Genomic DNA, 22,384 nt, shown 5'->3' with positions numbered 1-22,384 from the left:
GCCGTGGGGGCTAGTCCTCGGGTTCCGTCGTGAATTTCAGGGGATAGCCCTCCTTCTGGGCCATGTCGGTCGCGCGGGTCGCCTTCTCCTCCGCAATTTCCCGGGTAAAGACGGCCACCACGCAGGAACCTCGCTGGTGGGCCGTCATCATCACCCGCATGGCCGCGCCCTCGTCCATCCGGAACTCGGCCTTCAGCACGCGCACCACGAAGCCGCGCGGCGTGAAGTCGTCGTTCAGCAGGATCACCTTGTGCAGGGGAGGGCGAGCGGTCTTCACCACGTCCTGCACCCGCGGCGGGGTGATGGTTTCCGGCATCTCCGCAGGCTCCAAGATAGGGCGTTGCACGGGGGCCCGCCCCGCGGACGTTCCGTCCCCGCCGGTTCGGAATCAGCTGCGATCGGGCGGTGGAGGACCTATATTCCCTCCATGTCCGGCAGCTTCGTCCATCTTCACGTCCACTCCGCCTACTCCCTGGCGGAGGGAGCCATCAAGGCCGACAAGCTGCCGGGGCTGGCGAAGAAGGCGGGAATGCCCGCCCTGGCGCTGACCGACACGGCCGTGATGTTCGGCGCGCTGGAGTTCAGCCAGTACGCCACGAAGGAAGGGGTGCAGCCCATCATCGGCTGCCAGCTCTGGCTCGCCCGGCAGAAGGAGCCGGAGCGGCCGGAGGCCGCGCGCCTGCCGCCCGACCCGGTGGTGGCCCTGGCCATGGACAAGCCGGGTTTGGAGAACCTCCAGCGCCTCTCCTCCCTGGGCTGGCTGGGCGAGGACCCCTCCGGCAAGCCCGCCATCTCCCTGGATCAGCTTCAATCCCACGCCTCCGGCATCTTCCTGCTGACGGGCGGCACGCTGGGCCCGCTGGGGCGGCTGCTGGCGGAGGGGCGGAGAGCCCAGGCGGAGGCGCTGCTCGCCGCGCTGCGCGAGGCCTATGGCGACAACCTGGCGGTGGAGCTGACGCGCCACGGCACGGAGCGGGACCGGGCAGTGGAGCCAGGGCTGCTGGCCATCGCCGATGCCGCCTCCCTGCCGATTGTCGCGGCCAATGACGTGTACTTCAGGGACGCCACGGGGCATGAGGCCCATGATGCCCTGCTCTGCATCGCCGAGAGCCGCACGCTCGCCGAACCCGATCGCCGCCGCCTGACGGCCGAGCACTGGTTCAAGCCGCCCGCCGCCATGCGGGAGCTGTTCAAGGACCTGCCGGAAGCCTGCGACAACACCCTCGCTATCGCCCGCAAATGCGCCGTGATGGCCGAGACGAAGAAGCCGGAGCTGCCTGTCAGCCGAAAGGTGCAGGAGGGGCTGACCGAGGCCGACATCGTGCAGGACATGGCGCGCAAGGGCCTGGAGAAGCGGCTGGACGCCCAGGGCACGCCGGACGAGGCCCGCCCTGCCTACCGCGAGCGGCTGGAGTTCGAACTCGGCATCATCGAGAAGATGGGCTTCTCCGGCTACTTCCTCATCGTGGCCGATTTCATCCAGTGGGCGAAGGCGCACGACATCCCCGTCGGCCCGGGGCGCGGCTCGGGCGCCGGATCGGTTGCGGCCTGGGCGCTGACCATCACCGATCTCGACCCCATGCGCTTCGGCCTGCTGTTTGAGCGCTTCCTGAACCCCGAGCGCGTCTCGATGCCAGACTTCGACATCGATTTCTGCCAGGACCGGCGCGAGGAGGTGATCGACTACGTCCGGAACGAGTACGGGCCGGACCGGGTGGGCCAGATCATCACCTTTGGCCGCCTACAGGCAAAGGCAGTGGTGCGCGACGTCGGCCGCGTGATGGGTATGCCCTTCGGGCAGGTGAACAAGATCGCGGAGCTGATCCCCTTCAACGCCGCCAAGCCGCCCACCTTGCAGGAGGCGCTGGACGGCGAGCCACGCCTGCGGGAGATGCGCGAGACGGACGAGAACGTGGACCGCCTGATGGAGACGGCTCTGCAGCTGGAAGGACTGTACCGCAACGCTTCCACCCACGCGGCCGGCGTGGTGATCGGGCGCAAGCCGCTGATCGAGATCGTGCCGCTCTACCGCGACCCGCGCTCCGAGATGCTGGTGACGCAGTACTCCATGAAGTACGTGGAGAGCGCGTCGCTGGTGAAGTTCGACTTCCTTGGCCTCAAGACCCTCACGGTGATCCAGCGCGCGCTGGACATCCTGAAGGGGCAGGGGGTGGAGATCGACATCACCACCATCCCGCTGGACGACGCCAGGTCCTACGAGATGCTCGCCAAGGGCGACGCGGCCGGCGTGTTCCAGTTCGAAAGCCAGGGCATGCGGGACGTCCTCCGCATGATGCGGCCGGACCGGTTCGAGGACCTGATCGCGGCGGTGTCGCTCTACCGCCCGGGCCCGATGGCGAACATCCCCGCCTATTGCGCCCGCAAGCACGGCCAGGCCTGGGAGCCGGTGCACCCGGCCATGCGCAGCCTGGTGGAGGAAACGTACGGCATCCTGGTCTACCAGGAGCAGGTGATGCAGATCAGCCAGGAGCTGGCGGGCTACTCGCTCGGCGGCGCCGACCTGCTGCGCCGCGCCATGGGCAAGAAGATCCGCTCCGAGATGGAGGCGCAGCGCAAGATCTTCACCGAGGGCGCGGTGAAGAACGGCATCCCCGAGGACAAGGCGGGCGAGATCTTCGACCTGATGGAGCGCTTCGCGGAGTACGGCTTCAACAAGTCGCACGCCGCCGCCTACGCGCTGGTTTCCTACCAGACAGCCTGGCTGAAGGCGAACCATCCCACCGAGTTCCTGGCCGCGATCATGTCGCTCGACATGACCAACACGGACAAGCTCGCCTCCCACCTGCAGGAAGCCTCGCGCCTGGGCATCAAGGTGCTGCCGCCGGACGTGAACCGCAGTGACGCGGAGTTCGCGGTAGAGGTGCGCGAGGACGGGACGAAGGACATCCGCTTCGCCCTGGCCGCCGTGAAGCGTGTCGGCCTCGGCGCCATGCAGGACCTTGTACGCGCCCGGAAGGAGGGCGGGCCCTTCAAGTCCCTCACCGACTTCGCGGACCGCGTGGACCCGAAGTTGCTGAACAAGATGCAGCTGGAGAACCTGGCCCGCGCCGGCGCCTTTGAATCCCTGGACCCGAACCGGGCGAAGGTGACGGAGGGCGCGGAGGCCATCATCCGCCGCGCCCAGGCCGCCGCGGAGGATCGCAGTAGCGCACAGATCGGCCTTTTCGGCGCGCCCGGCGCCTCGGCCGACATGCCGCCGCTGCGCCTGCGCGAGATGCCGGACTGGCCGCAGCTGGACCGGCTGGAGCGGGAGGCGGAGGCGATCGGTTTCCACCTCTCCGGCCACCCGCTGGACGCCTACAAGGATTCCCTGGCGAAGCTGAAGGTCTGCCCCATCGCCCGCATGACGGAGCGGGCCCAGGCCGGCGCCGCGCGGCTGAAGCTGGCGGGTACGGTGATCGGCACGAAGGAGCGCACGACGAAGACAGGCAGCCGCATGGCCTGGGTACGCATCTCCGACTTCTCCGGCAGCACGGAGATGACCTGCTTCTCCGAGATCCTCGGCAAGTGCCGGGACATCCTGACCGAGGGCAATGCCGTACTCTTTACCGCCGAGGTTCGGGTGGACGGCGAGGCGGTGCGGCTGACGGCTCTGGACTGCGAGACGCTGGAATCGGCGGCACAATCCATCCCCGCTTCCATGCGGATCGAGTTCGCGTCCATGGAGGTGTTGGACACACTGCGCGGCATCCTGGACCGCGAGGGGCGAGGGAAGGGGGAGGTGGTCCTCATCCCCCGCACCGGGCCGGGCCAGGAAGTGGAGCTGGCCCTGCCTGGGCGTTGGAACGTCTCTCCCCGGCTGGCGCAGGCGCTGAAGGTCCTGCCGGGGATCGAGTCCGTCGAGATAGCGGCCTGAGAACCGCTACTTCAGCGGGAACCCCATCGCCCTCAGCGTCTCCGTCATGGTGTGGCGGCCGCTGAGGGATTCCGGGCCGGCCACGCGCTTCAGCATCCGCCCCGTCCAGTCCGCCCGCCCCATGCCGTTCTCCTCGGAGAAGCCGGCCAGGACCTCGTCATAGCCCGCCACGGCGGCGTCCTCTCCGGCCATGCCGTAGGTCTCGCGGTGCAGCACCAGGGATTGCGGCAGGCGGGGCTTCACCTCGGCGCGCGCGGCCGGATCGGGCCAGCCGATCGCCATGCCGAAGGCTCCGAAGGCCTTGGGCGGAAGGTTCAGCTCCGCCGCAACCTCCTTCGGCCGGTTCCGCAGCCCGCCGACATAGACCCCGCCCAGCCCGATCGATTCGGCGGCCACCAGCGCGTTCTGAGAGGCCAGGGCGGCGTCCACCAGCGCCACCATGAAGCTCTCCAGGTAGTCCAGCCCCGCCAGGCGTTGCTGGTGCGCCTCTCCCATCCGCTCCAGGCGCGACAGGTCCGCGATCCAGCACAGGAAGAGAGGAGCCTGGCGGATAAAGCCCTGGTTCCCGGCCAGCGTCGCCAGCCGGTCCTTCCGGCCGGGGTCCTCCACCGCCACCACGCTCCAGGTCTGCATGTTGGAGGAGGAGGGGGCGGAGGAGGCGGCCGCCACGATCGTCTCCAGCGCCCCGGGTTCCAGCGAACGGTCGAGGAAGTGGCGGTAGGACCGGTGGGCGAGGATCGCGTTGATCACCGGATTGCTAGGCCCGGGCGGCAGGCCGGGGGTGCCGTAGCGAAGCTCCAGGGCGGGGGAGGAGGTCTCGGCGGGATCTGTCACGTGGTCTGGTCCTGTGGGCGCGTGTCGCGGCGCAGACTGCCATCGCGCCAATCCCAGGCCCACCCATTGGAAGCGGAGGCCGTCGGACCCAACCTTCCTTTGGTAAGGGGCCCCGTCGAGGGCGCCGCCAAGAGGGAGAAGGTCATGAGCAGGGACTTCCTGGACGATCGCCGCCGCGCGCTGGAGGAGGCGTTCTTCGCCCAGCAGAGCGACGAGCTGATCCGCCGCCTCCGCGCCAGTGATCCCGGGAAGTCGGAGCGGGACCGGCTGGCAGAGGCCTCCGGGCTGAAGGACCCGGCGCTGCTGGACCGGCTCGTGGCACAGGGAATCGGCAGCGGCACGGTCGCGGCCCTTTCCATCGTGCCGCTGGTCGTGGTCGCCTGGGCCGACGGGATGATGGGCGACCGGGAGCGCCGGGCGGTGCTGGACGCCGCCCATGCCGTTGGGCTGGATTCCGGCAGCGACGGCCAGGCCCTTCTCTCTCGCTGGCTGGCCCAGCCGCCGCCGGCGGCGCTGCTCGCCGCCTGGACCGACTACGTCCACGCCCTGGGCCCGGAGGCCCGCGGCGCCCTGCGGAAGCGGGTGATGGACCGGGCGCTGCAGCTAGCCGAGGCCAAGGGCGGCCTGCTCGGGCTGCTGGGCGGGATCTCCGCCCCGGAGAAGGCGGCGCTGGCGCGGCTGGAGGCCGCCCTGGCCTCCTGAAGGCCTTGCCCGGCCGCCTCGCGCGTGCCATATGCGGCCCGCCGGGCGCGGAATCCTTCCGCGCCCGGCAAATCCGCACGCGGCGCGCCCTTCCGAGATACGCGGCAAGGGTCCGGTCTTCCCGCCAGGGAAGCACAGCGCCGCGGAGGCCCAACCGGATCTGATCGGAAGGAAGGACACGCCCCATGGCGATGCCTGAGGTTACCCTGCGCGGCCTGCTCGAGGCCGGCGTCCACTTCGGCCACCACACCCGCCGGTGGAACCCGAAGATGGCCCCCTACATCTTCGGCGTGCGCAACCAGGTGCACATCCTGGACCTGCAGCAGACCGTGCCGCTGATGGACCGCGCCCTGCGCACCGTGCGCGACGTGGTGGCCGGTGGCGGCCGCGTGCTCTTCGTGGGCACGAAGAAGGCGGCGGCCGACTACGTGGCCGAGGCGGCGACCCGCTGCGGCCAGTACTACGTGAACCACCGCTGGCTGGGCGGCATGCTCACCAACTGGAAGACCATCACCGGCTCCATCAAGCGCCTGAAGCAGATGGACGAGCAGCTGGCCGGCAACACCCAGGGTCTCACCAAGAAGGAGATCCTGATGCTGACCCGTGAGCGCGAGAAGCTGGACCGCGCCCTCGGCGGCATCCGCGAGATGGGCGGCCTGCCCGACCTGATCTTCGTGATCGACACGATCAAGGAGAAGCTGGCGATCGAGGAGGCCAACAAGCTCGGCATCCCCGTGATCGCGGTGTGCGACTCCAACGCGGACCCGAGCGGCGTGGCTTTCCCGATCCCGGGCAATGACGACGCGATCCGCGCTATCAACCTGTACTGCGATATGATGGCCGCCGCCGTGTTCGACGGCATCTCCGCCGAGCTCTCCGCCTCCGGCATGGATGTCGGCGCCCAGGCCGACCTGCCGACCGACGTGATGCCGGATGACAGCGGCCTGCCGGGCGCCGGCGCCGTTCCCGAGACCCTCGGCGGCGCTGAGGTGGCCGACGTGCCGGTGCTCGAGGGCGCGGTGCAGTCCTCCCCGACCTCGGGCGTGGACCGCGAGAGCCTGGAGCAGATGGTCCAGAACAACCGCGACGACGGCAACAACGCCGGCTGATCACCCGCGGGCCGGGCGGGGCTTCCTGCCGGGCTCGCAAGGACATGAACGCGCCGGGGTGGCAGGGCTGCCCCGGCGTGTCGCATACAGCGGCGGCACGAATCGCCCCGGGCCGCCCCGGGGTCACGCCGCCCCACAGACGGGAAGACGAGAGATGGCCGAGATCACGGCAGCCATGGTCCGCGACCTGCGCGAGAAGACCGGCGCGGGCATGATGGACGTCAAGAAGGCCCTGGTGGAGAGCAATGGCGACGCGGAGGCCGCGATCGACTGGCTGCGCAAGAAGGGCCTGTCCGCCGCCGCCAAGAAGTCCGGTCGCGTGGCTGCCGAGGGCCTGGTGGGCGTTGCCGCCGCCGGCACGAAGGCCGCCATGGTCGAGGTGAACGCCGAGACCGACTTCGTGGCCCGCAACGAGCAGTTCCAGGGCCTGGTCGAGACGGTGGCCAAGGTCGCCCTCGAGGTCGGCGAGGACGTGGAGGCCATCAAGGCCGCCCAGTACCCCGGCGCCGGCCACACCGTGGCCGACGAGGTCACCCGCCTGATCGCCACGATCGGCGAGAACATGTCTATCCGCCGCGCTCGCGTCCTGTCCGTGGGTTCGGGTGCCGTCGCCACCTACGTCCACTCGGCCGTGAAGCCGGGCCTGGGCAAGATCGGCGTGCTCGCGGCCCTCGAGGCCCCGAACGGCGACGACGCGGTGCTGACGCTGGGCCGCCAGATCGGCATGCACGTGGCGGCTGCCCGCCCCGAGGCGCTGGACGTTTCCGCCGTGGACAACTCCGCCCTGGAGCGCGAGCGCGCGGTGCTGACCGAGCAGGCCCAGGCCTCCGGCAAGCCCCCCGCGGTCATCGAGAAGATGGTCGAGGGCCGCATCCGCAAGTACTACGAGGAAGTGGTGCTGCTGGAGCAGGTCTGGGTGCATGACGGCGAGAGCCGCGTGAAGGCCGTGGTCCAGAAGTCCGGCGCGGTGCTGAAGGGCTTTGCCCGCTTCCAGCTCGGCGAGGGCATCGAGAAGGAGACCTCGGACTTCGCCGCCGAGGTGGCCGCCGCAGCCGGCACGGCCGGCTGAGTTCGCTGGCCGGGCCACGTGCCCGGCCACCCGTCCCGGCGTGCCGGGACGACCGATCGCCGGACGTTTATCGCCCGGCGATCCGCCTCCCGGTCCGGCGCCTTGCCGTGGCGGGCCGTGCCTTCTAATTTCGCCAGCCGCCCGGGACCGCAGAGAAGAATGACCTCCCCTCGCTACAAGCGCGTCCTGCTGAAGGTCTCGGGGGAGGCCTTGATGGGCTCCGGCCAGTACGGGCTGGACAGCAATACCGTAACGGCCATCGCCGAGGACATTGCGGCGGTGACGCGGCTGGACATCCAGGTCGGGCTGGTCATCGGCGGGGGCAACATTTTCCGCGGCGTCTCCGGCGCCGCCGCCGGGATGGACCGCGCCCAGGCCGACGGCATGGGCATGCTGGCCACCGTCATCAACGCGCTGGCGATGCAGAACGCGCTGGAGAAGGCGGGCGTGCCCACCCGCGTCCAGTCCGCCATTCCCATGGCCAGCCTCTGCGAGCCCTTCATCCGCCGCCGCGCCGTGCGGCACATGGAGAAGGGGCGGGTGGTGATCTTTGCTGCCGGTACGGGCAACCCCTTCTTCACCACCGATACCGCCGCCGCGCTCCGCGCCGCCGAGATGGGCTGCGACGCCCTTTTGAAGGGCACGCAGGTGGACGGCGTCTACACCGCCGACCCGCGCAAGGACCCGGCCGCCGAGCGCTACGACGCGCTCACCTATCTGGACATGCTGGCCCGCGACCTGGCCGTGATGGATGCCGCCGCCATCTCTCTGGCCCGCGAGAACAAGCTTCCGATCATTGTCTTCAACATCCACGAACCCGGTGCCTTCACCGCCGTCATGAAGGGCGAGGGCAAGTTCACGACGGTTCACGAGAGCTGAGGGACACGCCATGGCCGCCCCGCCGAACTTCCCCGACCTGCGAAAGGACCTGGTGCGTCGCATGGACGGCGCCATGGAGACCCTGAAGAAGGAGTTCTCCGGCCTTCGCACCGGGCGCGCGAGCCCCGCGCTGCTGGAGCCGATCCGCGTCGAGGCCTACGGCACGAACCAGCCGCTGAACCAGGTTGCCAATATCTCCGTCGCCGGCCCCGGGCTGCTCTCCGTGCAGGTCTTCGATCGCACGATCACCAAGCAGGTGGAGGTCGCGATCCGCGACTCCAACCTCGGCCTGAACCCCCAGGCCGAGGGCCAGGTCATCCGTGTGCCCCTCCCGCCGCTGACGCAGGAGCGCCGCAACGAGCTGGCGAAGCAGGCCGCCAAGTACTCCGAAGCGACGAAGGTCTCCGTCCGCGGCGTGCGCCGCGACGGGATGGAGACGATCAAGGGCTGGGAGACGAAGTCCGAGATCTCCAAGGACGACGCCAAGCGCTGGTCCGACGACGTGCAGAAGCTGACGGATGAGTACGTGAAGAAGGTGGACGCCGCGCTGTCTGAGAAAGAGAAGGACATCAAGGCCGTCTGAGCCGTCCACTGCCATGAGCGCCGCGACACAGCCCGTCCTCACCGCCGGGGGCAACGCCCCGCCCGCACCCGTCCATGTCGGCATCATCATGGATGGGAACGGGCGCTGGGCCGCCGCCCGCGGCGTGCCGCGCGCCCTCGGCCACAAGGCAGGGGCGGAGGCGACTCGCCGTGCCGTGGAGGCGGCGGGGCAGCAGGGCGTGTCCTGGCTCACCCTCTTCGCCTTCAGCAGTGAGAACTGGCGCCGCCCGGCCGACGAGGTGCGGGACCTGACCGGGCTGATGCGCCACTACCTCCGCCACGAGGTCCGGCAGCTCGTGGATAACGGTGTGCGCCTCCGCGTCATTGGGGACCGCGCCGCCTTCGGCCCGGGAATGCTGGCCGAGATCGAGCGGGCCGAGGCCGATACGGCGGGGAATACTCGGCTGAACCTTAACGTCGCCCTCTCCTATGGCGGCCGCGCCGAGATCACGGCGGCGGCTCGCCGCCTGGCCCTGCGCATCGCCACCGGGGAGATCGCCCCCGACGCCATCGACGAGGCCACCCTGGCGCGGCACCTGGACACGGCGGGAATGCCGGACCCGGACCTGATCATCCGCACCTCCGGGGAGCAGCGCATCTCCAACTTCCTGCTCTGGCAGGCGGCCTATGCGGAGCTGGTCTTCCAGCCTGTTCTCTGGCCGGATTACGGGGCCGAGCACCTGCGCGAGGCCATCGCCGAATTCCACCGCCGCGACCGCCGCTTCGGCGCGCGGAATGGCTGAGCCGGCGCCGAGGCCCGGCCCGAACCCCGGTTCGCAGCCCGGCGCCAAGCCCGGCAAGGACTGGCGGGACCTCCGGAAGCGCGTTCTCTCCGCCCTGGTGCTGGGGCCGGCGGCGCTCCTCTGCGTCTGGCTGGGCGCCAACGCCTACACACTGCTGCTCTCCGTCGCGGCGGCGATCCTTACCTGGGAATGGGTCCATCTCTGCGGGTTGCGGACGGCGCGGCTGCCCGGGGCGGGCGTGCCGGCGGCCGTCTTCGTCGCAGGGGCCCTTTCCGTCGCGGAACTTCCGCTGACCGCCTGGATCGTGCTGGTGGGCGGCTTCCTCCTCACCTGGGCCTGGGCGGAACGTCTTCGCGGGCGGGACCGGCCGGCCCAGCCGGCCCTGCGCCTCGCTCTGGGCGTGCTCTACATCGGCGTCGCCTTCCTCTGCCTCATCGAGCTGAGGCACGAGAACGAGGCCGGTCGGGCGAACCTGCTCTTCCTCCTTCTCACCGTCTGGGCCAGCGACATCGGCGGCTACATGGCCGGCCGCGCGCTGGGCGGGCCGAAGCTCTGGCCCCAGGTCTCGCCGGGCAAGACCTGGACCGGCGCTGCGGGCGGGCTCCTGCTCGCGATGGGCATCGGTGCCGCGGTCGCGCCCTTCCTTGCCCCCGGCAGTTCCTGGCGCGCCGCCGCGGTGGCCGCCATCCTCGCCATCGCCACCCAGGCCGGCGACCTCTTCGAATCCGCCATCAAGCGCCAGTTCAAGGTGAAGGACACCTCCAGCCTCATCCCCGGCCACGGGGGGCTGCTGGACCGGCTGGACGGGCTGCTCGCCGCAGCGCCCGCCGCCATGCTCCTCGCCCTGATCCTCGGCTATGGTGGCGCCCTCTGGCGGTAGCATGACCAAGACAGTCACCATCCTCGGCGCCACCGGCTCGGTCGGGCGCAGCACACTGGCCCTGCTGGACGAGGCGGCGGAGGGCGAGTTCGCCGTGGAGGCCCTGGTCGCCGGCCGCGACGCCGCCGCGCTGGCCGCCTGCGCACGCAAGTACCGGGCCCGGGTGGCCGTGCTGGCCGATCCCGTCGGCCTGCCCGCCCTGCGCGAAGCCCTGGCCGGCAGCGGGGTGGAGGCCGCGGCCGGCGAGGCGGCAGTACTGGAAGCCGCCTCCCGCCCTGCCGACTGGACCATGGCCGCGATCGTCGGCGCCGCGGGGCTCGGCCCGACGCTGGCCTCGATCCGCCGCGGCGGCACCCTCGCGCTCGCGAACAAGGAGGCGCTCGTCTGCGCCGGTGACATCGTTCTGGCCGCCGTGAAGGAAGCCGGGGTGACGCTGCTGCCCGTGGACTCCGAGCACAACGCCGTTTTCCAGGCGCTGGACGCCCGCGACCCCACGATGATCGAGAAGATCATTATCACCGCGTCCGGCGGCCCCTTCCGCACGTCAAGCGAGGCGGAGATGCGGGCCGCCACGCCCGAGCGCGCCCTGAAGCACCCCGTCTGGTCCATGGGCGCCAAGATCAGCATCGACAGCGCCACCATGTTCAATAAGGGACTGGAGGTCATCGAGGCCGCCCGCCTCTTCCCCGTCAAGCCTTCCCAGATCGAGGTGCTGGTCCACCCGCAATCCACCGTGCACGGGATGGTGCAGTACGCTGACGGCTCGCTGCTGGCCCATCTCGGCTCCCCGGACATGCGGACCCCGATTGCCCATGCCCTGGCCTGGCCCCGGCGCATGAAGGCCGACGTCCCGCGGCTGGATCTGGCCGCGCTGGGCCGGCTGGAGTTCTCCGCCCCCGACGAGGCCCGCTTTCCCGCCCTGCGGCTCGCGCGGGAGGCCTTGCTGGCGGGGGCAGGGGTCCCCACCATCCTGAATGCGGCGAACGAGGTGGCGGTGGAACGGTTTCTCACCCGGCGCCTGGGCTTCCTGGACATCGCCCGGGTGGTCGAGGCGACGATGGAGCGGCTGGGCGCGCCCGCCTTGCCCTCGCTCGACGCCGTGATCGCCCTCGACGCCGAGGCGCGGGCCGAGGCTGGCCGGATTGCCGGCCGGCTCGGCATCGCTGCCTGAACCGCCCCAACCTCCAGGCCTGATCCAGGACCCACCGTGGAATTCCTCCCCGACCCCTTCCGCACCGTGCTCGCCTTCGTGGTCGTGCTGGGCGTGCTCGTCTTCTTCCACGAGCTTGGCCACTACGGTGCCGCGCGCTGGCGCGGGATCTTCGTGGAGAAGTTCTCCATCGGCTTCGGCCGCCCGATCGCGGCCTGGACGGACAGGCGCGGGACGGACTGGCAGATCGGCTGGCTGCCGCTTGGCGGGTACGTGAAGCTCTACGGGCAGGAAGGGGCGGGCGACGTGACCGACTCGGCCGACGTCGCGCCGGACCATGACCCGCGGGGCCCGCGCTACCACGACAAACCCGTGCTGGACCGGGCCATCGTCGTGGCTGCCGGGCCGATCGCGAATTTCGTCCTGGCGGCCGTGCTCTTCTCCGCCCTGTTCATCGCGGTGGGGCGCCCGGTGGGCAACACCACCGTCGCCTCCGTTGTGGATGGCGGGGCAGCCCAGGCGGCAGGCATCCTGCCCGGCGACCGGATCGTGGCGCTGGACGAGCAACCCGTGACCCGCTTCGAGCAGGTGCAGGCCTACATCCAGCCCCGCGCCAACCAGCCGGTGACGGTGCGCCTCCTGCGGGAAGGCGAGGAGCGCAGCCTCACGGCCACCCCGGCCCCGCGCCCCGGCACGGCGGAGGGGGCCGCGCCCGTCGGGATGCTCGGCATCGGGGGCGGCGTGCCTTCCTACGAGAGGACGGACCCGATCTCCGCGATCTGGGGCGGCATCGCCTACACGGGCGAGGTCACTGCTCAGACGCTGGGCGGGATCTGGCAGATGATCTCCGGCCAGCGCGGCACCGAGGAGATCGGCGGCCCGCTGCGGATCGCCCAGCTCTCCGGGCAGGTGGCGACGCTGGGGCTGGCCAGCCTCGTCTCCTTCATGGCGATCCTCTCGGTGAATCTCGCCCTGATCAATCTTTTCCCCATCCCCGTGCTGGATGGCGGGCACCTCGTCTTCTACGCGCTGGAGGCCCTGCGCGGCCGGCCGCTGCCGCCGCGGGCCGTGGAGTACGGTTTCCGGGCCGGGCTGGCAGTCCTGGCCACCTTGTTTGTCTTCGCGACCTGGAACGACCTGTCCAGCTTCGGCCTGTTCCGCTGGGTTCACGGCCTCTTCGGCTGACGCTGGCGGCGATTCGGGTGGGGATGCCGAAGGGCTCCCTTCCCAGAGTCCCGCCTGCGGGGCCGGAATTTCGGCTGAAACGCCACATTTTCCGCTGGATGTGACTGAAACCTTCGCGGGGGTGGCAACACGCGCCCCCCTCCGCTAGGTTGCGGCCCCGCGAACCGGAACCGCCGGCACAGGATCACGCCTTGCACGCCTCGCCTATCTCCCGGGCCCTTCTACTGGCCGCCACCTGCCTCGTGCCGGTCCTCTCCGCTGCGGAGGCCGAGGCCCAGACCCGCCGTGCGGCCCAGACACCCCAGCGTGCCGCGCGCGCGCCCTCCGGGACGGTCCAGGGCATCGACATCCAGGGCAATCAGCGGATCGAGGCGGACACGATCCGCTCCTACATGCTGTTGCAGCCCGGCGATGCGTTCGAGGCGGACCGGCTCGATCGCTCGCTCCGCACGCTCTACGCCACTGGCCTGTTCAAGGATGTCCGCGTGGCTCGGCAAGGCGACCGCATCCTCGTGACGGTGGAGGAGAACCCCATCGTCAACCGCGTCGCCTTTGAGGGGAACAGCAAGCTCTCGGACGACAACCTGCGCGACGCCACCCAGCTCCGGTCCCGCGCCGTCTTCACCACCCAGGCCGCCCAGGCCGACCGGGCTCGCATCCTGGAGGCCTATGCGCGGCGCGGCCGCCTCTCGGCGACAGTCGAGCCGAAGATCATTCAGCTCGACCAGAACCGCGTGGACGTGGTGTACGAGATCAACGAGGCCGATGTCGCGCTGATCAGCCGCATCAACTTCGTGGGCAACCGCAGCGTTTCCGACAGCCGGCTGAAGGAGATCGTCGCCTCGCGCGAGGGGGCGTGGTACCGGCCCTTCTCCTCCAGCGACACCTACGACCCCGAGCGCCTGAATTTCGACCGCGAGCTGCTGCGCCGCTTCTACCTGCGCCAGGGCTATGCGGACGTGAACGTCACCGGCGCCTCGGCCGAGCTGGCGCCCGATCGCTCCGGCTTCTTCATCACCTACACGATCAACGAGGGGCGGCGGTACCGGTTGGGCAAGGTGGAGGTCACCTCCTCGCTTCGCAACGTGACCGCGGACCAGCTGCGCAGCACCGTCGATATCTCCTCCGGTGACTGGTACGACGGCGACGCCGTCGAGCGGATTTCCGACGCCATGTCCGATCGCGCCAATCAGCTCGGCGCACCCTTTGTGGAGCTGACGCCGCGTATCGTCCGCAACACGGATGCGGGCACGGTCGACATCACCTTCGAGGCGAAGGAGGGCAACCGCCTCTACGTCGAGCGCATCGACATCACGGGTAATGTCCGCACGCAGGACCGCGTGATCCGGCGCGAGTTCCGCCTGGCGGAGGGCGACGCCTTCAACGCCTCGCTGGTCCGGCGCTCCCGCCAGCGCATCCGCGACCTCGGCTATTTCAGCGACGCCACCATCTCCACCAACCCCGGCTCCGCGCCGGACCGCGTGGTGCTCGGCACCAGCGTCGTGGAGCGGGCGACGGGCGAGGTCTCGCTCGGCGGCGGCTACTCCACCGATGCCGGCGCGCTGGCCGACATCGGCCTGCGCGAGCGCAACCTGCTCGGCACGGGCATCGACAGCCGCATCAACGGCGTGATCGCGCAGAAGCGCAGCCAGCTCGACCTCTCGGTGACCGACCCGTCCTTCCAGGACCGCAACCTCGCGGTCGGCGCGGACGTCTTCTACATCAACCGCAACCTCACCACCTACTCGGGCTATGAGGAGCGCCGCTACGGTTTCTCGCTGCGCGCGGGCTACGAGTTCAACGAGTACCTGCGGCAGTCCTGGGCCTACACCCTGTCCCACCGCAACATCTACAACGTCGATCCCAACGCCTCGGTCTATATCCGCGAGCAGGCCGGCGAGACGCTGCTGTCCCAGATCGGCCAGACCCTCACCTACGACCGCCGCGACAGCCGGCTGGACCCGCATAGCGGCTACCTGCTCCGGCTCGGGACCGACGTGGCCGGCCTTGGCGGCGACGTGAGCTATGTCCGCGGCCGTTTGGACGGCTCCTACTATATCCCCTTCGAGCGCTGGCTGGGCGATCCGAACTACGTCCTCGCGATCCAGGGCTCGGTCGGCTACCTGGAGCCCTTCGGCAGCCGGGACGAGCGCATCGTGGACCGCTTCTTCCTCGGTGGCGAGAACCTGCGCGGCTTCGAGGTGGCCGGCGCCGGCCCGCGCGATCTGAACACGCGCGACAGCCTCGGTGGCCGCTTCCTCTACACGCAGACCACCGAGTTCCGCTTTCCGCTGCCCATCCCGGACGAAATCGGCATCACCGGCCGCGCCTTCGTGGATGTGGGCGGGCTGAGCGGCAGCAGCAGCGGGCCGAACATCGCCGACACCTCCACTCCCCGCGTCGGCGCCGGCGTCGGCGTATCCTGGCGCAGCCCCTTCGGCCTGATCAACCTCGACTTCGCCCAGGCGGTGGTGAAGGAATCCTACGACAAGACGCAGTTTTTCCGCTTCGGCTTCGGCACGCGGTTCTGAGAACGAGAAGACTGGAGTTCCCATGATGTCCGCGCGCCCCGCGCTCGCCGCCCTCGCGGCCCTCCTCCTTCCTGTCGGCAGCGCCCTGGCGCAGAACGATCCCGGCTTCTTCATTCCTCCCCAGGGCGGCGGCGGTGGCGGCGGGCAGGCACGCCCTGCCCAGCAGCCCCAGCGCCCGCCGCAGCGCCCGCCGCAGCAGGCGCAGCAGCGCCCGCAGCCGAACCCGGCGCCGCTTCCCCCCGGCCAGCCGCCGCCGGCGGCCGTGGTCGGCATCGTCGATGTGCCGGAGATCCAGCGCAACTCCACCGCCTTCAACGCGGTGCGCGAGGAGATCGAGAAGCGGCGCCAGAAGCTGAACGACGACCTTCAGCGCGAGCAGACTCGCTGGCGCGAGGAGCAGCAGGCCCTGGCGAACCAACGGGCTACGATGAACGCCGACCAGCTGCGCACGAAGGAGCGCGAGCTGCAGGAGCGCATCACCGACAGCCAGCGCATCTTCCGCGACCGGTCGCGCGCGATCGAGCAGGTGGCGCAGGGCGCGCTGCAGGAGATCGAGCAGGCGCTCGCCGTGGTGATCCGCCAGGTGGCGGCCAGCCGGAACGTGAACCTCGTGCTGCCGCGCCCGCTGGTGATCTTCAACGACGCACCCTTCGACCTGACGGACGAGATCAGCCAGCAGGTGAACCGCGTGCTCCGCAACGTGACCCTGCCGCCGGAAGGCCAGGCCCCGGCCGCGCCCGCGGCCCAGGGTGCCGGGCAGCAGGCGCCGGCACGCCAGCAGCCGCAACAGCAGCAGCAGCGCCGCTAAGGGCGTGGCCGCAGATCCGCGCTTCCACGCGGCCGCCGGCCCGCTGCCGCTCTCGCGGCTGGCGGAGGTGGCCGGGCTGGCGGTGCCTGAAGGGGCAGGGGACCGCCTCTTCTCGGGCGTGGGTACCCTGGACGCCGCGGGACCCGACGAGGTCTCCTTCCTCGATTCCCGGCGCTGGATCTCCAGCCTGAAGCAGACCCGCGCCGGCGCCGTGGTGCTGGCGGTGGAGCATGCGGCGGCGGTGCCGGAGGGCTGCGTCGCCCTCATCTCTCCCGCGCCGGTGCTCTCCTTCGCCCGCATCGCGTCTGTCCTGCACCCGCCGGAAGCCCCGGGCGGCGCGCGCCACCCCACCGCCGTGGTGGGGGAGGGGGCACAGATCGGCGAGGGTTGCGAGATCGGCGCCTATGCCGTGATCGAGGAGGGGGTCGTGCTCGGCCCCCGCTGCATCGTGGGTCCCCACGCCCATATTGGCCGGAACTGCGTCTTCGGTGCGGACTGCCGAATCCTGTCCCACGTCACCGCCACCCACTGCCTGGCCGGGGATCGGGTAACGCTGAACCCAGGCTGCCGGGTCGGCAGCGAGGGCTTCGGCTTCGCCACCGGCCCGAGGGGCGAGCACGTCACGGTGCCCCAGCTCGGCCGGGTGATCCTGGAGGACGGGGTGGAGGTGGGGGCGAACTCCTGCATCGACCGTGGTTCGGGCAACGATACGGTGATCGGGCCGGGAACGCGGCTGGATAACCTTGTCATGCTGGGGCACAACGTCCGGACGGGGCGCGGCTGCGTCATCGTGGCGCAGGCGGGCATCTCCGGCTCCACCACCCTCGGCGACTTCGCCGTGGTTGCGGCGCAGGCGGGCCTTACGGGGCACCTGACGATCGGCGCGAAGGCGCGGATCGGGGCCCAGGCCGGTGTCATGGCGGACGTGCCGGCCGGCATGGACGTGTTGGGCAGCCCCGCCCAGCCGGTGCGCGACGCGATGCGCGGCTACGCGGCCCTGCGAAAGCTGGGGCAGGCGAAGGCCGCCGCCGCCGCGGAGAAGAAGACGAGCGATTGAACATGGCGGATAGCGAAGACAAGGCGCCGGAGAGCGCAGGGGGCGAAACCCTCACCACTCTCGACATCGAGCGGATTATGCAGGCGATTCCGCATCGCTACCCCTTCCTGCTGGTGGATCGCGTGGTCGACTTCGTGCCGGGGCAGAGCTGCACCGGCATCAAGAACGTCTCTATCAACGAACAGGTCTTCCAGGGCCACTTTCCCCGCCACCCCGTCTTCCCTGGCGTGATGATCATCGAGAGCATGGCCCAGACCGCGGGCGTGCTGGTGGTGGAGACGCTCGGCCCCGATGCCCGCGGCAAGCTGGTCTACTTCATGTCCGTGGAGGGCGCGAAGTTCAGGAAGCCCGTGGTGCCCGGCGACCAGATGCGCGTGCACGTGACGAAGGAGCGGCAGCGCGGGAACGTCTGGAAGTTCTCTGCCGAAGCGAAGGTGGACGGCGTCGTCGTCGCCGAGGCCACCTACGCCGCCATGATCCTGGACAGCTGACCTTGCCCGCCACTGGACCGAACATCCACCCGACCGCGATTGTCGCGCCCGGCGCGACCATTGCGGACAGCGCCGTAGTCGGCCCTTACGCCACCGTCGGCGCGGATGTCGTGCTGGCCGAAGGCGTGCAAGTCGGCGCCCACGCGGTGCTGGACGGCCACACCACCCTCGGCGAGGGCGTGCAGATCCTGCCCTTCGCCTCGGTCGGGCTGCCGCCCCAGGACCTGAAGTACCATGGCGAGCCGACCCGCGTGGAGGTCGGCCCTCGCACCATCATCCGCGAGCACGCCACGGTGCACCGCGGCAGCGTGGGCGGCGAGGGGATCACGCGCATCGGCGCGGAGTGCCTCATCATGTGCGTGGCCCATGTCGGCCACGACTGCCAGCTGGCGGACAAGGTGATCCTGGCGAACAACGTCATGCTCGGCGGCCACGTCCATATCGGGGATAACGTCTTCGTCGGCGGCGGCACGGCGGTCCACCAGTCCGTCCGCATCGGGCGGCAGGCCGTGATCGGCGGGATGAGCGGGGTTGAGCGGGACGTGATCCCCTTCGGCTCCTGCATGGGCAACCGCGCCCGCCTGATCGGGCTGAACCTGATCGGCCTCAAGCGCCGCGGCTTCGGACGGGAGGCGATCAACGGGCTGCGCCTGGCCTACCGCAGCCTTTTCCTGGGGCGCGGCACCTTCGAAGCGCGGATGGCGCTGGTGGCGCAGGACCAGGGCGCGCAGCCCCAGGTGGCTGAGGTGCTGGCCTTCATCGAAGCGCCCAGCCGCCGTGGCCTGATGCGCGCCGGCCGCCAGGCCGATGACTCGGCCGAGGCCGAGGCGGCCTGATTCCCGTGTCGCAGGAGCCTGTCGCCATCATCGCGGGTGGCGGCGAGATGCCGCTGCGCGTGGCCGCGGCGTGCCGCGCCACGGGCCGCCCCTTCGTGGCCGTGCTGCTGGAAGGCTTCGCCAACCCCGCTGACTGGGCGGGGGAAAAGACGATGGTCTTCCGGCTGGGCGCCGCGGGGGCGGCGTTCGACTGGGTAAAGGCCAGCGGGGCGCGACAGCTCGTTCTCGTCGGCCATGTGAAGCGTCCCTCCCTCCTCTCCCTCCGGCCGGACGCCAAGGGAGCGAAGTTCCTGGCCCGCATCGGCATGAAAGCCTTCGGCGGCGACGACTCCCTTCTCTCGGCGCTGCGCCAGGTAATGCGGGAGGAGGGGTTCGAGCCGATCGGCCCCACCCGCTTCCTGCAGGAGGCGCAGACCCCGCCCGGCCTGCTGACGCGCGTAGGACCCGACGCGGGCGCCCTGGCCGACATTCGCCGGGGCGTGGAGGTGGTGCGCGCGCTCGGCGCGGCCGATGTGGGGCAGGGCGCCGTGGTCCAGCAGGGCCTCGTCCTGGCGGTCGAGGCAATCGAGGGCACGGACGCCATGCTGGCCCGCGCCGGCGGGCTACGGCGGGAAGGCCCTCGCGGAGTCCTCGTGAAGCTCGTGAAGCCCGGCCAGGACCGCGAGGTGGACATGCCCGCCCTCGGCCCGCGCACGGTGGAGGGCGCGGCGGCCGCCGGCCTAGCGGGCATCGCCTTCGAGGCGAACGGGGCGCTGCTGGTGGACCGTGACGTAATGGTTGCGAAGGCGGATTCCGCCGGATTGTTCCTTCTCGCCATCCGTCCCGATGACCATGTGGGGCCGGCAGCAGCAGGAGCCGCCATATGAGCGACGCACCGACCTTCCAGCCGATGGGCAAGTTCCTTCACACCATGATCCGGGTCGGCGACCTGGAGCGCAGCATCCAGTTCTACACGCAGATGTTCGGCATGCGGGAGCTGCGCCGGAACGACGTGCCCGCCGGCAAGTACACCCTGGCCTTCGTCGGCTACGGGGAGGGCAACAAGGAAGGCTTCGGCGAGATCGAGCTGACCTACAACTACGGCGTGGAGAAGTACGAGATCGGCACGGCCTTCGGCCATCTCGCCATCGGCGTGCCGGACGTCTACGCCGCCTGCGAGCGCATCAAGGCGCAGGGCGGCAAGGTGGTTCGCGAGGCCGGGCCGCTGAAGCACGGCACGACGATCATCGCCTTCGTCGAGGATCCGGACGGCTACAAGATCGAGCTGATCCAGCGCACCTGACGCCGCACGCGTGATGCCCGACCCGCTCCGCCTGATCGCCGACGTCGCCACCCGGAGCGGGGAGGCGGCGCTGGCGCTTGCGGGGCGGGAAAGGGTGCGCCTGGCGGTCACCGGCCTCTCCCGCGCCGGGAAGACGGTGTTCCTCACCTCCCTCGTCGCCAACCTCGTGGCGGCGGGCCAGGGGGTAGGAATTGGGCGCCGTACCCTGCCGGGGCTGGCGGCGACCGATGGGCGCCTGCGCGCCGCCCGCGCGATCCCGCCGGGCGTGGAGGCGACGCCCCGCTTCGACGCCGAGGCGCACCTGGCCGCGCTGGCGGCCGATCCGCCGCGCTGGCCGGCGCGGACGGAGGACCTCTCCACCCTCTCCCTCGCGCTCACCCTTCGGCGCAGCGGCTTCTACGGCCAGGTCCTGCCGGACCGGGAGGTGACGCTGGACCTGTTGGACTATCCCGGCGAGTGGCTGCTGGACCTGCCGATGTTCGGGCAGGGCTTCGGCGAGTGGTCGGACGAGACCTTGGCCCGCCTGGGCCGCGGCCTCCGCGCCGCACCGGCCGCCGAGTTCCTGGCCTTCGCCAAGGCCCTTCCCCCAACGGCGCCCGCCGAGGACTCCCTGGCCCGTCGCGGCCACGCCCTGTATCGCCGCTTCCTCCTCACCGCGCGGGACGAGCTAGGGCTGCGGTTCCTTCAGCCCGGCCGTTTCCTCAACCCCGGCCCGGGCGGCGATGCCCCGGTCCTCTGGTTCTTCCCCATGCCGGAGGCCGCTCGCTCCTCGCCCCTGGGCGAGCTGATGGAGCGCCGCCACGAGGCCTATTTGCGCGACCAGCGGGACCGCTTCCTCGACCCGGTCTTCCGCCGCTTCGACCGACAGGTGGTGCTGGTGGACGTGTTGGGGGCGCTGCACGCTGGGCGGGAGGCGTTCGAGGACACGGCGGAGGCCCTGGCCGCCATCTCCGCCACGCTGCGCTACGGCCGCGGCTGGCTGGACCTGTTGACCGGCGGTGGCATCGCGCGGGTGGCATTCGCCGCGACCAAGGCGGACCACGTGCCGGAAGTGAGCCGCGACAGCCTCGCCTCCCTCCTCTCCGACCTCGTGGACGCGCCGCGCCGCCGGGCAGAGCTCGCGGGCGCCGCCGTCACGGTGCACCCCGTCGCCTCGATCCGCTGCACCGAGGAAGCGACGGCGCTGCACGAGGGCCGGCCTTCCCCTGCCGTACGCGGCATCCTGCTGGAAAACGGGCGCTGGGCCACGGTGGACCCCGGCCTGGTGCCTGCCCGCCGTCCGCCGGAGAGCTTCTGGAACGCCGCCTATTTCGAGATGCCGGTCTTCCGCCCGCCGGGCCTGGAAGCCAACGGGCGCGGTGGCGTGCCACATCTCGGGCTGGATTCGCTGCTTCAGGCGCTGCTCGGCGACGCGCTGTAAACGGATCGCTGCCGGGCCATATGCCCGGGCATGAGCGAGACCGCCCCCCGCCCGCCCCGCATCCTCCTCGAGGAGGAGGCCGGCGCCGCCGTGCGGCTGGACCATGGATGGGAGGAGGGCACGGCACCGGTCGCCCTTCCCTCGGCCGGGATCTCCACCCTGTCGCTCCTGGCCATCGGGGTTGCCACCCTCATCCTCGGCTTCGCGGCGCTGGCCGCTGCTAACTACGTGGCGGAGCAGTTCGCGCGCTCGGCCCCGCTCGGCTGGCTGACCTTGGCGATTGCGCTGGGCGGCTTCGGTGCGATCCTCTGGGCCGTGGTGCGCGAGTTCGGCGCCCTGTTCCGGCTGAGGACAGTGGATGCCGCCCGCGCCGCCTTCGCGAGGGGCGACCTGGAGGCCGCGCGGGCGCGCTGCCTGGAATGGGCCGCGCCGATCCCCATCGCGGAGCCCTTCCTTCCCGCCCTTCGGGAGGCGCCCGACCTTCCCGCGTTGCGCGCCCTGCTGGAGAGCGGGCCGCTGGCGGCGCTGGAGGAGGAATCCCGAGCCCTCGGGCGGCTGGCGGCGGTGCAGGGCTTCGCGGCTACGGCGATCAGCCCCGCCCCGGCGCTGGACGCCCTGGTGATCGGCTGGCGCGGGCTGCGCCTGGTGCGGCAGGTGGCCGCACTGCACGGGATGCGGCCGGGCATCGCCGCCACCGCGTCCCTCCTGCGCCGCACCGCCTTCGACGCGGCGACGGTGGCGGCGACGGAGGTGGCGACCGACACGGCGGTGCGCGCCATCGTTTCCAACCCGCTGGTCGGCCATGTGGTCGGGGAGGCGGCGACGGGTGCGGTGGCCGCGCGGCGGTTGATCACGCTTGCCCGCGCCGCCGCGGCGGCCTGCCGAATCCTGCCGAGGGGCTGATCCGGACGCGGTTTACCGCCCTGTA

21 protein-coding genes are annotated in these 22,384 nt (G+C 70.8%); 19 read left to right on the top strand and 2 right to left on the bottom strand.

Annotated features, from left to right (window positions below; translation table 11 throughout):
- Window positions 1-10 precede the first annotated feature (10 nt).
- Complete coding sequence (gene clpS, locus NRP21_RS08315; RefSeq protein ID WP_257715716.1) at window positions 11-316, bottom strand: ATP-dependent Clp protease adapter ClpS; 306 nt, start codon at window positions 314-316, stop codon at window positions 11-13.
- Between the two features lie 111 nt (window positions 317-427).
- On the opposite strand from clpS, the gene dnaE reads away from it, so the two are divergent.
- Entirely contained in the window at window positions 428-3,877 is a 3,450-nt protein-coding gene (gene dnaE, locus NRP21_RS08310; RefSeq protein WP_257715715.1) for a DNA polymerase III subunit alpha, read from the top strand.
- Window positions 3,878-3,883: 6 nt separating this feature from the next.
- Here the strand turns inward: dnaE and NRP21_RS08305 are convergent, their stop codons facing one another.
- On the bottom strand, window positions 3,884-4,711 hold the full coding sequence (locus NRP21_RS08305; RefSeq protein ID WP_257715714.1) for a nitroreductase family protein: 828 nt from the start codon (window positions 4,709-4,711) through the stop codon (window positions 3,884-3,886).
- A 144-nt stretch (window positions 4,712-4,855) separates the two neighbouring features.
- Here NRP21_RS08305 and NRP21_RS08300 point away from each other — a divergent pair, with 144 nt between their 5' ends.
- The 18 genes from NRP21_RS08300 to NRP21_RS08215 all read left to right on the top strand — a co-directional run bounded on the left by NRP21_RS08300 (window position 4,856) and on the right by NRP21_RS08215 (window position 22,359).
- Window positions 4,856-5,413, top strand: coding sequence for a hypothetical protein (locus tag NRP21_RS08300; protein ID WP_257715713.1), 558 nt, complete (start codon window positions 4,856-4,858; stop codon window positions 5,411-5,413).
- 185 nt (window positions 5,414-5,598) lie between these two features.
- Window positions 5,599-6,522: a 30S ribosomal protein S2 gene (rpsB, locus tag NRP21_RS08295; RefSeq protein WP_257715712.1), complete on the top strand. Its 924-nt coding sequence runs from the start codon at window positions 5,599-5,601 to the stop codon at window positions 6,520-6,522.
- Between the two features lie 154 nt (window positions 6,523-6,676).
- Entirely contained in the window at window positions 6,677-7,591 is a 915-nt protein-coding gene (gene tsf, locus NRP21_RS08290) for a translation elongation factor Ts (protein ID WP_257715711.1), read from the top strand.
- A gap of 159 nt (window positions 7,592-7,750) precedes the next feature.
- A complete protein-coding gene (pyrH, locus tag NRP21_RS08285) occupies window positions 7,751-8,470 on the top strand; it encodes a UMP kinase (protein ID WP_257715710.1) in 720 nt (239 codons plus the stop codon).
- A 10-nt stretch (window positions 8,471-8,480) separates the two neighbouring features.
- Window positions 8,481-9,053 (top strand): ribosome recycling factor, encoded by a 573-nt coding sequence (gene frr / locus NRP21_RS08280; protein WP_257715709.1) that lies wholly within the window; start codon window positions 8,481-8,483, stop codon window positions 9,051-9,053.
- A gap of 13 nt (window positions 9,054-9,066) precedes the next feature.
- Window positions 9,067-9,816 carry a polyprenyl diphosphate synthase gene (gene uppS / locus NRP21_RS08275; protein ID WP_257715708.1) on the top strand — a complete coding sequence of 250 codons (750 nt, stop codon included), beginning with the start codon at window positions 9,067-9,069 and terminating at the stop codon, window positions 9,814-9,816.
- A complete protein-coding gene (locus NRP21_RS08270; RefSeq protein ID WP_257715707.1) occupies window positions 9,809-10,696 on the top strand; it encodes a phosphatidate cytidylyltransferase in 888 nt (295 codons plus the stop codon). Before uppS ends, NRP21_RS08270 begins: the two co-directional genes overlap by 8 nt.
- 1 nt (window position 10,697) lies before the next feature.
- On the top strand, window positions 10,698-11,867 hold the full coding sequence (dxr, locus tag NRP21_RS08265; RefSeq protein WP_257715706.1) for a 1-deoxy-D-xylulose-5-phosphate reductoisomerase: 1,170 nt from the start codon (window positions 10,698-10,700) through the stop codon (window positions 11,865-11,867).
- A gap of 36 nt (window positions 11,868-11,903) precedes the next feature.
- On the top strand, window positions 11,904-13,031 hold the full coding sequence (gene rseP, locus NRP21_RS08260; protein WP_257715705.1) for an RIP metalloprotease RseP: 1,128 nt from the start codon (window positions 11,904-11,906) through the stop codon (window positions 13,029-13,031).
- A 191-nt stretch (window positions 13,032-13,222) separates the two neighbouring features.
- Complete coding sequence (gene bamA, locus NRP21_RS08255; RefSeq protein ID WP_257715704.1) at window positions 13,223-15,562, top strand: outer membrane protein assembly factor BamA; 2,340 nt, start codon at window positions 13,223-13,225, stop codon at window positions 15,560-15,562.
- A 22-nt stretch (window positions 15,563-15,584) separates the two neighbouring features.
- The gene (locus NRP21_RS08250) at window positions 15,585-16,370 is read left to right on the top strand and encodes an OmpH family outer membrane protein (RefSeq protein WP_257715703.1); all 786 of its coding nucleotides are present in this window, start codon (window positions 15,585-15,587) and stop codon (window positions 16,368-16,370) included.
- Window positions 16,371-16,374: 4 nt separating this feature from the next.
- Complete coding sequence (gene lpxD, locus NRP21_RS08245; RefSeq protein ID WP_257715702.1) at window positions 16,375-17,427, top strand: UDP-3-O-(3-hydroxymyristoyl)glucosamine N-acyltransferase; 1,053 nt, start codon at window positions 16,375-16,377, stop codon at window positions 17,425-17,427.
- A gap of 2 nt (window positions 17,428-17,429) precedes the next feature.
- On the top strand, window positions 17,430-17,918 hold the full coding sequence (gene fabZ / locus NRP21_RS08240) for a 3-hydroxyacyl-ACP dehydratase FabZ (protein WP_257715701.1): 489 nt from the start codon (window positions 17,430-17,432) through the stop codon (window positions 17,916-17,918).
- 2 nt (window positions 17,919-17,920) lie between these two features.
- On the top strand, window positions 17,921-18,754 hold the full coding sequence (gene lpxA / locus NRP21_RS08235) for an acyl-ACP--UDP-N-acetylglucosamine O-acyltransferase (RefSeq protein ID WP_257715700.1): 834 nt from the start codon (window positions 17,921-17,923) through the stop codon (window positions 18,752-18,754).
- A gap of 5 nt (window positions 18,755-18,759) precedes the next feature.
- Window positions 18,760-19,620 carry an LpxI family protein gene (locus tag NRP21_RS08230; RefSeq protein ID WP_257715699.1) on the top strand — a complete coding sequence of 287 codons (861 nt, stop codon included), beginning with the start codon at window positions 18,760-18,762 and terminating at the stop codon, window positions 19,618-19,620.
- Window positions 19,621-19,643: 23 nt separating this feature from the next.
- The gene (gloA, locus tag NRP21_RS08225; protein ID WP_408639614.1) at window positions 19,644-20,036 is read left to right on the top strand and encodes a lactoylglutathione lyase; all 393 of its coding nucleotides are present in this window, start codon (window positions 19,644-19,646) and stop codon (window positions 20,034-20,036) included.
- A gap of 13 nt (window positions 20,037-20,049) precedes the next feature.
- Complete coding sequence (locus NRP21_RS08220; protein WP_257715697.1) at window positions 20,050-21,456, top strand: YcjX family protein; 1,407 nt, start codon at window positions 20,050-20,052, stop codon at window positions 21,454-21,456.
- A 30-nt stretch (window positions 21,457-21,486) separates the two neighbouring features.
- Window positions 21,487-22,359: a DUF697 domain-containing protein gene (locus NRP21_RS08215; RefSeq protein WP_257715696.1), complete on the top strand. Its 873-nt coding sequence runs from the start codon at window positions 21,487-21,489 to the stop codon at window positions 22,357-22,359.
- Window positions 22,360-22,384: the final 25 nt, after the last annotated feature.

The organism is Roseomonas populi (assembly GCF_024594815.1).
Taxonomy (GTDB): domain Bacteria; phylum Pseudomonadota; class Alphaproteobacteria; order Acetobacterales; family Acetobacteraceae; genus Roseomonas; species Roseomonas populi.
This window is presented reverse-complemented; position numbering and strand designations above follow the sequence as displayed.

Excerpts from the sequence above, each read along its gene's own strand:
- clpS (WP_257715716.1), bottom strand. The coding sequence starts at position 316 with ATGCCGGAAACCATCACCCCGCCGCGGGTGCAGGACGTGGTGAAGACC.
- dnaE (WP_257715715.1), top strand. The coding sequence starts at position 428 with ATGTCCGGCAGCTTCGTCCATCTTCACGTCCACTCCGCCTACTCCCTG.
- NRP21_RS08300 (WP_257715713.1), top strand. The coding sequence starts at position 4,856 with ATGAGCAGGGACTTCCTGGACGATCGCCGCCGCGCGCTGGAGGAGGCG.
- rpsB (WP_257715712.1), top strand. The coding sequence starts at position 5,599 with ATGGCGATGCCTGAGGTTACCCTGCGCGGCCTGCTCGAGGCCGGCGTC.
- tsf (WP_257715711.1), top strand. The coding sequence starts at position 6,677 with ATGGCCGAGATCACGGCAGCCATGGTCCGCGACCTGCGCGAGAAGACC.
- pyrH (WP_257715710.1), top strand. The coding sequence starts at position 7,751 with ATGACCTCCCCTCGCTACAAGCGCGTCCTGCTGAAGGTCTCGGGGGAG.
- frr (WP_257715709.1), top strand. The coding sequence starts at position 8,481 with ATGGCCGCCCCGCCGAACTTCCCCGACCTGCGAAAGGACCTGGTGCGT.
- uppS (WP_257715708.1), top strand. The coding sequence starts at position 9,067 with ATGAGCGCCGCGACACAGCCCGTCCTCACCGCCGGGGGCAACGCCCCG.
- NRP21_RS08270 (WP_257715707.1), top strand. The coding sequence starts at position 9,809 with ATGGCTGAGCCGGCGCCGAGGCCCGGCCCGAACCCCGGTTCGCAGCCC.
- dxr (WP_257715706.1), top strand. The coding sequence starts at position 10,698 with ATGACCAAGACAGTCACCATCCTCGGCGCCACCGGCTCGGTCGGGCGC.
- NRP21_RS08250 (WP_257715703.1), top strand. The coding sequence starts at position 15,585 with ATGATGTCCGCGCGCCCCGCGCTCGCCGCCCTCGCGGCCCTCCTCCTT.
- fabZ (WP_257715701.1), top strand. The coding sequence starts at position 17,430 with ATGGCGGATAGCGAAGACAAGGCGCCGGAGAGCGCAGGGGGCGAAACC.
- gloA (WP_408639614.1), top strand. The coding sequence starts at position 19,644 with ATGGGCAAGTTCCTTCACACCATGATCCGGGTCGGCGACCTGGAGCGC.
- NRP21_RS08220 (WP_257715697.1), top strand. The coding sequence starts at position 20,050 with ATGCCCGACCCGCTCCGCCTGATCGCCGACGTCGCCACCCGGAGCGGG.
- NRP21_RS08215 (WP_257715696.1), top strand. The coding sequence starts at position 21,487 with ATGAGCGAGACCGCCCCCCGCCCGCCCCGCATCCTCCTCGAGGAGGAG.